General features: G+C 62.3%; 8 protein-coding genes. 3 read left to right on the top strand and 5 right to left on the bottom strand.

The window, feature by feature from the left end; all coding sequences use genetic code 11:
* Positions 1-23 precede the first annotated feature (23 nt).
* The 3 genes from QP965_RS08280 to QP965_RS08270 all read left to right on the top strand — a co-directional run bounded on the left by QP965_RS08280 (position 24) and on the right by QP965_RS08270 (position 4,332).
* Positions 24-1,958 (top strand): M13 family metallopeptidase, encoded by a 1,935-nt coding sequence (locus QP965_RS08280; RefSeq protein ID WP_049377076.1) that lies wholly within the window; start codon positions 24-26, stop codon positions 1,956-1,958.
* Between the two features lie 40 nt (positions 1,959-1,998).
* Positions 1,999-2,892 (top strand): alpha/beta hydrolase, encoded by an 894-nt coding sequence (locus QP965_RS08275; protein WP_284844610.1) that lies wholly within the window; start codon positions 1,999-2,001, stop codon positions 2,890-2,892.
* A 63-nt stretch (positions 2,893-2,955) separates the two neighbouring features.
* The gene (locus tag QP965_RS08270; protein ID WP_284844611.1) at positions 2,956-4,332 is read left to right on the top strand and encodes a PepSY-associated TM helix domain-containing protein; all 1,377 of its coding nucleotides are present in this window, start codon (positions 2,956-2,958) and stop codon (positions 4,330-4,332) included.
* Here the strand turns inward: QP965_RS08270 and QP965_RS08265 are convergent.
* From QP965_RS08265 to QP965_RS08245, 5 genes are all read right to left on the bottom strand, one after another.
* Positions 4,271-7,729, bottom strand: a complete 3,459-nt coding sequence (locus QP965_RS08265) for an arabinosyltransferase domain-containing protein (protein ID WP_284844612.1) — start codon at positions 7,727-7,729, stop codon at positions 4,271-4,273. The two genes, QP965_RS08270 and QP965_RS08265, sit on opposite strands and share 62 nt — an antisense overlap.
* A 74-nt stretch (positions 7,730-7,803) precedes the next feature.
* Complete coding sequence (locus tag QP965_RS08260; RefSeq protein WP_284844613.1) at positions 7,804-9,780, bottom strand: galactan 5-O-arabinofuranosyltransferase; 1,977 nt, start codon at positions 9,778-9,780, stop codon at positions 7,804-7,806.
* A gap of 195 nt (positions 9,781-9,975) precedes the next feature.
* Complete coding sequence (gene dprE2 / locus QP965_RS08255) at positions 9,976-10,734, bottom strand: decaprenylphospho-beta-D-erythro-pentofuranosid-2-ulose 2-reductase (protein WP_284844614.1); 759 nt, start codon at positions 10,732-10,734, stop codon at positions 9,976-9,978.
* A gap of 37 nt (positions 10,735-10,771) precedes the next feature.
* Complete coding sequence (gene dprE1 / locus QP965_RS08250) at positions 10,772-12,187, bottom strand: decaprenylphosphoryl-beta-D-ribose oxidase (RefSeq protein WP_284844615.1); 1,416 nt, start codon at positions 12,185-12,187, stop codon at positions 10,772-10,774.
* Positions 12,188-12,313: 126 nt separating this feature from the next.
* Positions 12,314-12,589 (bottom strand): hypothetical protein, encoded by a 276-nt coding sequence (locus tag QP965_RS08245; RefSeq protein ID WP_284844616.1) that lies wholly within the window; start codon positions 12,587-12,589, stop codon positions 12,314-12,316.
* Between the last annotated feature and the right edge of the window lie 31 nt (positions 12,590-12,620).

The following is a 12,620-nucleotide window of genomic DNA, read 5'->3' as shown; positions in this document are numbered from 1 at the left end:
TGCTTTGACCTAGAGTGGCAAGCATGAAAGATCTTTATCAACTAGTCAATGGACCCTGGCTGGAAAGCCACGTCATTCCCGATGATCGCGGCGTGGATGGCACCTTCCACGCGCTGCGCGATGAGGCGGAGGAACTCGTGCACGAGATCGTGGACAAGGACACCGGCCGCCCGGGCAAGCTCTATGCCTCCTTTATGGATACCGAGGGGGTCAACGCGGCCGGCATGGCTCCATTGGACGCGGATCTGGACCGCCTGAGCGCGGCCGGCCCAGAGGAACTGGCGCAGCGCCTGGGTGAACTTGAGCGCACCGGCGTCGGCTCCCCGGTGACCTTCTGGGTATCCAAGGACTCCGGTTCCGAGGACGCCATTGCTTATGTCATCCAATCCGGCCTGGGCCTGCCGGATGAGGCTTATTACCGCGAGGAAGCCCACGCGGAAACGCTGAGCGCTTATGAAAAGCACGTGGCCGAGATGCTGGAATTCCTCGACCCAGCCCGCCTCTTTGGCCTGGGCGCCGAGGTAGCCGCCCATCGCATCGTCGGCTTGGAAAAGGAGCTGGCCGCTGGCCATTGGGACGTGGTCTCCACCCGCGATGCGGTTAAGACCTATAACCCCTGCGAATTTAGCGAGTTGCCCACCATGACCCGTGCTCTGCTCTCCGGCGGCAACCTGCCAGAGCACCGCGTGGTCAATATGATGCCGTCCTACCTCGAGCACTTCGAGCGCCTCTTTACCACCGCGCGCATGGCCGATTGGCAGCTGTGGGCCACCTGGCACATCCTGCGCTCCCGCGCGGCTTTGTTGCCGGAGGAAGTAGGCGCGAAGAACTTCGAGTTCTATGGCACCAAGCTCTCCGGCGCTACCCAGCAGCGCGACCGCTGGAAGCGCGCCGTGGGCTTGGCCGAGTCCCTCGTTGGCGAAGAGATTGGCCAGGTATTTGTGGATAAGCACTTCCCGGCCTCTTCCAAGCGCGAGATGGATGAGCTGGTGGACTACCTCATCGCCGCCTACCGTGAGCGCATCTCCCAGCTGGAGTGGATGACGCCGGCCACCCGCGAGCGCGCGCTAGAAAAGCTGTCCCAGTTCAAGGCCAAGATTGGCTTCCCGGATTCCTGGCGCGATTACTCCGGGCTCGAGATCTCTGGCAAGGGCGCGGACCTGCTGGCCAATGCCCGCGCCGGCTCCGCCTTCTCCCATGACTTTGAGCTGGCCAAGATTGGCAAGCCGGCCGACCGCGATGAATGGGTGACCACCCCGCAGACGGTCAACGCCTTCTATAACCCGGTAGTCAATGACATCACCTTCCCGGCCGCCATCCTGCGCCCGCCGTTTTATAACCCGGATGCTGATGCCGCAGAAAACTTCGGCGCCATCGGTGCCGTCATCGGCCACGAAATTGGCCACGGCTTTGATGACCAGGGCTCGCAATTTGATGGCCAGGGCAATCTGAATTCCTGGTGGTCCGAGGAGGATCGCGCGGCCTTTGAAAAGCTCACCGCCAAGCTGGTGGAGCAGTTCAATGGACAGGTACCGACGGTGCTCAAGGAAGCCGGCATCGACTCCACCGGTGTCAACGGCAGCTTCACCCTGGGCGAGAATATCGGTGACTTGGGCGGTTTGGGTATCGCTGTGGTGGCTTTCAAGAACTACTGCGCCGATAAGGGCATTGACCTGCAGGGCAAGGAGGAGAAGTTCGAGGTAGATGGCGCCGAACCGGAGTTGGCCGAGCACACCTACACCGGCCTGCAGCGCTTCTTCCTATCCTGGGCCCGCGTGTGGCGCACCGCCATCCGCCCGGAGATGGCTACCCAGTACCTGGCTATTGATCCGCACTCGCCGGCGGAGTTCCGCTGCAACCTCATCGCGGCCAATATTGCGGAGTTCTACGAGGCCTTTGACGTAGCGGAGGATTCCGCCATGTACATTGCGCCAGAGGACCGCGTCACCATCTGGTAGCCCTTTTTAGCCGGTAGGCGGTGCGCGTAGGCTCGGTGGCATGACTAACGCAGACGCTAACCAAGACCCGCACCGCCCGCTGGAGCCCGGCCAGGAATGGCACATCGGTGGCCAAGACCGCCAGATGGAGGAAAAGGAACAGCTCGAGCAGCTCGTTGCCTATATCGACGCCCATTATGACACCCCGGATTTTCGCCCGCCGTGGGCCGGGGGCGGCTCCCCTGAGGCGGACCAATATTGCGCGCTCTTGCCGGACCGAATCACCCACGCGGCAATGATGGTGCTCGGTACTGCGGTGGATCATGCGCTGCCAGGTACTGCGTACACGGAAGGCATTAGCGTAGAAGAGTCCGAGGTGGGTGCCATTTTCCGGCCCAGCACGCCCACCGGCCGGTGGGCGGTCTCGCTGCATTCGGGCGGCTGGTGGCGCGGCGGTGGCCAAGCGCTGGAGATGCAGTGGCGCCCCGAGGTAGCCGCCGCCGCGCAGCTATCCGGCACCACCATTATTGACGTGGATTATCCGCTCGCCCCCGAGCACACCGTGGCGGAGATGGTTACTGCCGTGCAGCAAGCCATCGACTATGCCCGCGCGCAGGGTGCTTCTAGCGTTACTACCTGGGGTTATTCCTCCGGCGGGGCGCTGGCGGCGCTGGCGCCTGCCGACGCCCTCCTGCTCACCTTCCCCGACTTCGGTGCCCTGGCAAATCTGCCGGAGGACCTGCGCGCCGGATACGGCATCCCAGCGGACCTATCTGAGCTTGGTCCGCACACTTTCGTGCAGACCGCCACCGAGGATGAGATTGCCGCGCGTGTTTCCGTGCCAGGTGCCGCCGCGCGCGATTATGTTTCCACCCACCGCGTGTCCACCCCGGCGGTGGCGCGGCAGCGCGTGCGGGATGCGGCCGCGTTCCTGGCAAGAGAGCTAGAAAAATAACAATTGCCTGGAGGTTCCATGCTAAAAGGGAACTAGTTTCAATAGGATTGCGACTAGTTCCGCATGACCATATCCACTCATGGCGCGCTATCGCGCCTGCATAAATTCGCCGGCGTAATCATTGCGCCCTTTCTCATTGTCGCAGCGTTAAGCGGGTTTCTCTATGCCTTGGCGCCCACCTTTGAACCGTGGATTTACCACGATGAGGTGACAGCCACCGCGCCAGGCAACCCACGCAGCCTAGACGAGCAGATTGCCGCCGCCCAGCGCGAGCACCCAGATGGGCACGTGGTTCAGGTCGAGCCTTCCGAGGATCCGCAAGAAACCACCCGCGTGCTATTCGCAGACCCCAGCGCACCCAACGCCAGTTACACCCACGCCGTCTTTGTGGATCCGGTGGATCTGCATATCACCGGCGAACTACAACAATATGGCGGATCCCGCGCGCTACCCTTCCGTACGTGGGCCTCCAATGGCCACCGCACCCTGTGGCTGGGCGAGCCTGGCCGCCTCTATGCCGAACTTGCGGCCTCGTGGCTCGGTGCGCTGAGCATCCTTGGCCTTTACCTGTGGCTTAAGCGTAAGCAGAAGAATAGAAAGCGGCTTTCCAAGCCGCTGACGTTGCATGCCCGCGTGGGTGCTTGGTTGCTGCCGGGCTTCCTCTTCCTGACCGCCACCGGCCTGACGTGGTCGCTGGTGGCGGGTACCGCGATTGGCAAGGTGCGCGAGGAATTGAATTGGAAGGAACCGTCCGTGGCAACCTCCGTTGCGGAAGTGGGCGCTAGTACTGAGACGGGCGAGCATTCCGGCCACGCTGGTCACAAGGGACATGCGGGCCATGCGGGACACGAGGGCGCTGCGAAACTTGTCGGGGCCCAAACCGCATTGTCGGCAGCACGCAGCCAAGGATTGACCGGGGTTCTGGAGATGACCCCACCGGAAAAGCCAGGCGATGCGTGGGGCGTGCGCGAGGCTCGTGCGGCCTTTAAGCTGCGCAGTGATGCCGTAGCAGTGACCCCGAATGGAGAGGTCATTGACCGCATTAATTCCGCCGACTGGCCGCTTGCCGCACAGCTAACCTCGTGGCTCATCCAGCTGCACATGGGGACGCTCTTCGGTATCTATAGCCAGATCGCCTTGGCGGCGCTGGCCTTGGGATTGCTCGTGGTGAGTATCGCGGGTCTGCGGATGTGGTGGATAAAGCCGCGCCGCGGCCTGCCCGAGCTAAAAATTACCCCCGCCGTGCTGGCGGGGGTGATGGCCTATTCGATCATCGCGCCGCTCTTTGGCGCCTCGCTTGTGATCTTTTTCCTAGGCGATTGGGTTGTGCGGCGGTTGCGCGCCCCGCAGCGGGGCCGAGGCGCTGCCGCAGGTGAGACTATTCCTCGCCCTCGGGGCGAATCTTCATCTCGGAGTCTTTCCACAGACCGGAACGGGTAACGTCCTCATAATCGATCTCGGCGGGGACTGGGGCATTGCCCTGTGAATCGGTACGCAGCTCGTACTTTTCAATGGCACCCCAATCGCGGGCCCAGTCATTATTGAGGTAGCTCGGGATCTCATAGGAGTAGTTGACCGCCTCCGCGGTGGACATGGCGCCACCACCGGAGAAGGACTGGAAGTCCGTTAGCGAGGTCTGCGCCGAGGAATCCGGCAGGACGCGGTACTCCGGGATTTCCGTCACACCGGCAAAGTGGTCGAAGGTGCGCTGACATGGGAACTGCAGGGCTACGGCCCAGTCCAGCAGCGCCGGGGTGTCCTTGGAGAACTGGTTATTGATGGTATCCAGCTCCGGTACGCGCGGCGGGGTAAAGGCCAGCCAATCTTCCTCATCGGTGGAATCATCCGTGGCTACCAGGCGCACCACGTTGGCGTCCTGCGGCAGCTTATCCAGCGGCAGGCGCAGGTTGCGCCACTTCGGCGTGGCGCCGACGGCGGAGAGTTCCGCCTCGCCGGTATTGGTGACCTTGCCGGAGTCATCGATGGTGCCGTACTCGAGGCGAAGCTCCATGCCTTCTTGTTCCACCCCGTTGACATCGTGGTGGTAGATATTGCCGGCTGCGGAGACGGCGAGAACCGGGGTATTGTCCTTGGCCTCTGGCAGGTTATACCACTTAGTGGTCACCTCAGAGGTGGAGTCTTGGTCTTCGTTATAGGAACCGAGCACCGGCACCTTGGTGTAGTCCAGGTTGAACGGCAGGTGCATGGTGGAACCATTGACGCCCTGGGTGCCGCGCACGCCGCCCTCAGAGGTATTGGTGGTTTCCTTGGACTTCTTGTCCTTCTTATCCTTCGACTCCTGGGAATCGGAAGACTCGCTCGCGCCGCCGGATTCGGTATCCGCGCCCGAGGTGGCAGTATCCGCGCTATCGGAGGAGGAATTGCTGGAGCCATCTGCGATGGCACCCACGGAGGCGGAGTTTTGGTTTTCCGGCTCGATGGATTCGGGGATGAAGTTCGGGTCGAAACCGGTGTGGGTTTCGTCCTCATCCACCAGGGAATCGCCCAAGTCGCCGTCCACCGGGGTTAGGAAGGAGTCATTGGTATTGGTCTCCACCATGGTCTGATCCGCCAGCGCGCAGGTATTGCCGCGCAGGGAAGCCAAGTTGCCCTTGCCCACGGAGTAGGAATCCGCCTGGGAGACGGTGGCCTTGGCAAAGGAAGCACAAGAAAGGGCTACCACGATGGCGCAGGCCAGGGCGATGGGCGCGGACATGATGCCGGCCGAACGCGAGACCTTGGCGGCGGCATTCTTTTCAAACTCTGCGAGTGCTCCCGCCTCTTCCGCCTGGGACTTGCGGTAGCTATGGCGCAGGGACTGCACCACGCCGATGGCGAAGATGATGAGGGCGATGGCGAGCAGCACCTTATTGGCCTCGATGGCCTTGAGCTGCACCGTGCGATCCCACCACGGAATGCCAAAGGAGGATACGTACCACCAGGCGTTCCAGCCGGCGAAGGAGATGGCGAGCAAGAAGACCACCGCGGCGATGGCGAAGGTGCGAGCGCGCGGCGAACGCAGCGCAAACTGAGAGAGCACCACGGCGCCGAGGGCGGCGATGACACCGGCCACGCCGGCGTAGATGCCAAAGTGGTGGGTCCACTTGGTGGGGGTGAACATGAGGAAGAACATGGACAGCGCCACGATGATGAGTAGGCGCTGGGTCGGGCCGACGGCAGCACCAACGACGCGACGGTTCTTGATAAAGGCCGCCACGATGAGCACCAGGCAGAAGAGCATGGTGAAGACCGCGAAGCGGCGGGTGAGCGAGCCATCCACGGATTCCTGGAAGAGGGTGGAGTAGCGCGCGTACTCCGCGTACCACGGCAGGGAGGGGCCGACTTCGGAGCGCACGCGAGTGGATTCCAGCACGGTAGAGAGCGTCTGGTCACCAAAGGCGGCGACCATGATGGCGGTGCCAGCGCTCAGGAATGGTGCAATGAGCGAAAGCCAGCCGAGGGCGCCACCGCCCATGGATGGCACGCGCTCGGCCATGGTGCGGAAGAGGTGCGGCAGGCTGACGAGGAATACGCCCACGGCAAAAAGGCCGGTGGGGCCGGCGGCCAAGGTGATGGTTGCGGCGATGGTGCCCACGGCCGCCGGAAGCAGGCGGCGGGTGGCAATGGCGCGCTCGAAGGAAGCCCAGGTAAACATCACACCGAGCGCCACGATGGGCTCTGGGCGAGTGCCGTTGTTATACGGCAGCCAGAAGGCCAAGAACATCAGCGCTGCGGTCCAGTGGGCGACCCGGCGGCCGTCGACAAGCTGGCCAAAGCGCGGCAGCATCTCGCGGGAAAGGATAAACCAGATGATGAGCCCGGAAATCAGGCCCGGCAGGCGCACGAAGACCGAGGCGGTAGAAATCTGGGAGAGTACGGCAACCAGGTCGTAATAGGGGGAGCCAAAGGGCGCCTCCGGCACGCCGTACCAGCGGTAGTAATTGGCCATATAAGTCGCGTGATCGAAGACGCGGCTCATGGAGAAGATGAAGCCATCATCGGAGGTATTGGCGCCGAGGATGTACCAGAATCCCAAAATGGCGGCCACCACGCCATCGAGCGGGCGCACCTTCTTCCACGTCTCGGGCATGAAGCCGAAGCGGCGGCCATCGAGGCGGTCGATGCGCCACAGGCAGAACAGGGACACGACCACCATGGCGATGCCCAGCCACATGGCAATGGTCTTGAGCAACGTCGGGGACGAGGTAAAGCGGGAGTTGATATCGACGTGGACATTGAGGCCATCGTCAAGCAGGGCTTGCACGTCAGCCTTATCGTCGATTTCGGTATAGACACCGGTGACCTGCGGGCGCAGATCCTCCTCGGTGGTCTTTTCATGCTCGCCCACGCTCACGGAGGTGCCATCGCCCGAAGCGGAAATTTCAATCTTGGCGTCCTGGGGGAGCTTGGCTACCTCTTTGGCGTTGAGGGTAAGCAGCACCTCATCCAAGGACACAACGGACAGGCCCTCGTCATTCGCGCGGACGAAAAGGCCGCGGTTGGAGGCCTTCTTGGACTCCGGCGGGACGGTGCCGTAGACCATGGACTGGCCCTCGCGCAGTTCATCGACTGCGGAGATGGGGATGGTGGCCTTCAGGTCCTCTGGGGCGACGGAAATGAGCGGCGCGTTGATGGACTGCACGGAATCATGCTGTGGCCAATCATAAGAGGACTGGGTTTGGGTCACCGGCAGTAGCGGGGTCGCTACAAAACACAGGAAACCAATCAGCCCGGCAATGATTGCGGTCCACCGCAGGCCCGCGGGGGCGGCGGTGAAGCGGGAGCCGGCAGCGGCAGGTCGCGCTTGGGTGGTATTCGTAGTGAGGCTATCTGACACGGCGATTAGTTTACGTCAGATAACCCCCTCGGCCCGCGGGCACACCCTGCCGCGGGCGGGAAGTGTGGGTGAACTTACTTGGTGCGAACGGCTGTTACAAAGGGGCCGGTTTGCTGCAACTTCCAGCCCTTATCAAAAACGTCGGCATTGAAGAAGACCGCGCGGTAGCGAATATTCGGCTGGTTGGGATAGATATCCTCTGCCAGGTGGAACTTGAAGCCATCGTCCTTATTCTCCAGGTCGCCGCGGAACATCATGACATCCGGGCCGCGCCAGGCGGCAGAATCCAAGGCTTTGCGGAACTCCTCCGGCTGCATATCCCAGGAGTCATTGGCCCAGGTCTCAATCTGTTCATTGCGGGTGCTGAACTCGCCCAGGGGATTGGCGTAGTGGCTGGTAAAGGCGTTAAAGCCCCAGTAGGGGTAATAAGACATGAAGGTCTTTTCATCCGTGAGCACCACCGTTTCATCCGGCGTATAGCCCTGGTCCTGAATAAAGTTGTGGATATCCAGGTAGTAGTGGGCGGAATCGCTGGTGAAGCGGTCCGCGCGTTCGCCGTAGCCATCGGTATCGCTATAGGCGTGATCGATGGCGTCCTCGTTAGCCTCTGGGATCTGCTGCGCATAGAAGACGCCGGCCAGGGCCAAGATGATGCCAAAGACTGCGGTGATCTGCTTATTGGTGGTGTGGGAGAAGCGCGCCGGGTAGAGGCGGTGCACGCCGAGTAGACGAATCTCTGCCAAGGCCAGGATGCCGGCGGTGGCAAAGAGGAGTACCACGATCACCTCGAGGCGGAAGCTGAGCAGCGTGGTGCCGGCCAGGGTTGCCACCATAGACACCACGGTCCACAGGTAGGTGCCAAGGAGGGAGATGCCCAGCGCGCGTACCTCCACGTCATTGAGGCGGATAACGATGTAAATAAGGCCCATGAGGCAGAGGAAGCCCACAATGCTGAAAGACAAGAAAGGCACTGGAATTTGCGTGCCTTCCTCCGGCAGGTAGTGCTGCGCGGTGGTTTGCAGTGGCGCCGGTGAGTGCATGACCGACCATAGGTAGGGCCCCCAGGCGATAAGCGCGATGGCAATGGCGCCTACCGCCATGATCACCAGGCGCAGGATGGGGCGCCACGTATGCTCATAGAGCGCGGTAAACAGCGCGATGAGGCTGACTACTGTAAGTGCGGCCGCACCGGTGAAAAGGGTATAGAACGTAGCGGAAATGCCCAGGTAGAGCGTTACTCCCAGGGTAGCCAGCCCGGAGCCGCGGAAGGCGCGGGCGCTAAGTACCGCAACGGCGGGCAGCCCCATGGCAATGACCGCGGAATAGGGCTCCTCGGCCGCGATGGTAAGCGTAATCGCGGTGGTCACCAGGGCGATGGCGGTGGCGACCGGCAGGGAACTGGTCAGGCGCTGCCAGATAGGCACCAAAATACAGCCGGCCACGGCAATGGAGATGAGCGCCCAGGGCTGGTAGACCTCCCAGCCCGGAATTCCCATGAGCGCACCCAAGCGGCCACCCAACCAGAACCAGCCAATCGGATAGAAGGACGGCATGTCCTGGTAGTTCATGTCCGCATAGCCCATCTCATCCACCGAACGGGTGAGGAACTGGGTGCGGAACGCCTGATCCACCTGTACGCCATCGAGCCACAAGCGGGAGGCGGATAGCGGCAGGCCCACGGCGGCCAGGGTCAAGAGGGCCGGGGAGAGGTAGGTGACCGCGTAGGTCAGCCAGGCCCGCCAGCGCGGCCGGGTAAAGGAATCCTTGTAGTGGTCATAGAGCCACCACACGCACAGCCCGCCGGCCAAGGCCAGCGTGAGCACCACACCCACCGTGGCCAGCGCGCGGGTGACCATGGAGGTATTAAAGGACGGCAGCGAGACCGTCTTGAAGGCAAACCAGCCCAGCAGCGTTACCACGCCACCGGCCAGGGCGGCCAGCACAATACCCAGCAAGGTCGCGCGAGGGGTCAGCGCATCGGCGCGGTAGGCCTCGGTGCGGTTATCCTCGCTCACGGGCGTTGACTGGGCGGGTACAGCGGTGCTTGTCATGCCCATTAGTTTCGCATACCCAAGCCCCCCAGCCCAGATTTGGCGCGGGCAGGTGAGCACTTGCTTGCCGACGTCCCCCTGATACACCACCGCCCCCGTCACTTCCCTCGCCGCGGGTGTGCGGCGAGGCGAAAGAGCGGGGGCGGGGCGGAGGCGAGCCGGCCGGCTGGCGCCAGCGCGGAAAGCTGAGGCGTTTTAGAACGGCAGCTTGCGGAAGATGGCCTGCGGGATGAACTTGAATGCCAAAGACACGTACTCAAAAAGTGGGTGTACAAAGATGGACTGCTTGCCCTCGAGCACGGCCTTGACGGTGGCCTCGGCAACGTCGGAAACGTTGACGGTCAGTGGGGCGTCGCCAGCCTCGGCGGACATCTTGGTGCGCACCTGGCCTGGGCGTACAACCAGCACGTTGGCTCCGGTGCCACGCAGGGCCTCACCCAGGTTGATGTAGAAGCCGTCCACGCCGGCCTTGGAGGCGCCGTAGACAAAGTTGGAACGGCGCACGCGCATGCCTGCCACGGAGGACATAGCGATGATGGTGCCGTGGCCTTGGTGCTTGAACTTCTCACCCAAGAGCACGCCTACGGACACCGGTGCGGTGTAGTTGGTCTGCGCGGAGGCGACGGCCTTGTCGTGGTTTTGCCACAGCTCTTCCTGGTCACCCAGGGTGCCGAAGGCAACGATGGCCACGTCGACGTCGCCGCGGGACCAGGCTTTATTAATAACGTCTGGGTGGGAGTCGAAGTCGGTGGCATCGAAGTCCAAGACCTCTACGTCAGCGCCACGGGATTCCAGGTCAGCCTTGGCCTGCGCGATGCGCGGGGACTCCGGGCGGGCGGCCAGGGTGACCTTGGCCGGGCCGCGCTGCAGGAACTCGGAGACGACGCCGAGGCCGATCTCAGAGGTGCCGCCCAGAAGCAGGATGTGTTGCGCTTGGCCTACTGCATTAAGCATGGTCAGTAAATCTCCTTAAAGGTGTTATTTCCAGTGATTAGTGCAGCTCGAGGCGGCGGGACATATCGGAGGCAAAGACGCCGGTCGGGTCGATCTCGTTGCGGGTCTTCAGCCAGCCTCCCATGCCCGGGTACATCTTGTGGAAGTTCTCCGCGGAGGTGCGGGATTCCTTGGCTAGGTAGAGGCGGCCGCCGAATTCCATCACGCGGCGGTCCAGGTCATCCAGGAACTTGCCCAGGCCCGGACGGATGGGGAAGTCCACGCAGACATTCCAGCCCGGCATCGGGTAGGACAGCGGCGCGCGGTTGCCTTCACCGAAGAGTTTGAACACGTTGAGGGCGGAGTAGTGGCCGGAGCGCTGCATATCGCGGATGATCTCCTTGAACGGCTCCACGGCCTCGGTCGGTACCACGAACTGGTACTGCAGGAAGCCCTTGGAACCGTAGCCGCGGTTCCACTCGCCGATGAGATCCAGCGGCTGGTAGAACTGCGTCAGGTTCTTGACCTGGTTCTTCGCCGGTGCGCCCATGGTGTAGTACGCCAGACCCACAGCGGAGAGGGAGAGCTTATTCATGGTCCAGGACGGGAAGATATCCGGCACCGTCATCAGCTGCGGCGCATTGAACTTCAGTGGGTCCTTGGCCAGCTTCGGGGCGAGCTCTTCCAGTTGTGCCAGGGTGGCCAGCGAGCCGCGGGAAATGGTGGAGCGGCCCAGCTTTGGTTCTGGTGAAATGACATCGAACCAGGCGGAAGAATAGGTGTAGTTGTGCTCGGAACCATCGGAGTGGAAGGCGATGGTCTCATCCAAGTTATCGGTGCGGTCCGTATCCGCGATGAAGTAGGCGGTTTCCGTCTTGGTCATGCGGATGGTGGCGCGCAGGATGATGCCAGTCAGGCCCATGCCGCCGACGGTGGCCCAGAAGAGGTCGCCGCTCGGGTCATCCTCGGATCCCTCCGGGGTCAGGTGCAGCACGCGTCCATCGGCCACGAGCAGCTCCATGGAGACCACGTGGTTACCAAAGGAACCGGCGGAGTGGTGGTTCTTGCCGTGAATATCCGGGCCGATAGCACCACCGATGGTGACCTGGCGGGTACCCGGTAGAACCGGAACCCACAGGCCATACGGCAGGGCGGCCTTCATCAGCTGATCCAAGGTGACGCCGCCATCGACGTCCACCAGAGCGGACTCCGGGTCGATGGAGTGGATCTTATTGAGCTTTTGCATGTCGATGACCAGGCCGCCGCCATTTTGGGCGGGGTCACCGTAGGAGCGGCCCATACCGCGGGCGATGACGCCACGGCGCAGGTGGGCGGGCTTATCCGAGTTATCTTCTGCAACCTGGGCCACGGCCTTCTTAATGACGTCCACGTCTTCGGTGGCGAGAACGTGGGCGGTCGTCGGGGCGGTGCGGCCCCAGCCGTGCAGGGACTTTTCAGTAGTATGTAATTCCATCTCTTACTCTTTGCTCGACGGATTTATGTCGCTTCTCTAGCCTACCTAGCTCACACGAGGGTGGTTGGAGTGACCCGAGTGATATTCGGTACAAAACGGACGTTTGTACTGCCCGAATGTGCCCGTTTACAGATCCATGAGTGTGCGGATCTCCTCCGGCAGCTCCTCCTGGGATTCAATAATCGGGCCATCATACTCCCGCAAACGTTCATAGACGCGAGCCCGTGAGGAGGAATCCAGCATGGGCAACTCCTCTGCCATCAGGCGAGTCATGAAAGGGCTCAACGGGACATCGGTATGCTCCGTGGCCTCGAAGTGGCCGTTGCGCTTATCGTCCTCCGCGCGCACATCCTGTGCCGCCTGCTGCGCCGGCGTCATATGCTCTGTCTTTTCCGAGTACATGCGCATTAGCTTACCGCCGCTTAAAGTAGTC

It is taken from the genome of Corynebacterium sp. MSK074 (genome assembly GCF_030229735.1).
Taxonomy (GTDB): domain Bacteria; phylum Actinomycetota; class Actinomycetes; order Mycobacteriales; family Mycobacteriaceae; genus Corynebacterium.
This window is presented reverse-complemented; position numbering and strand designations above follow the sequence as displayed.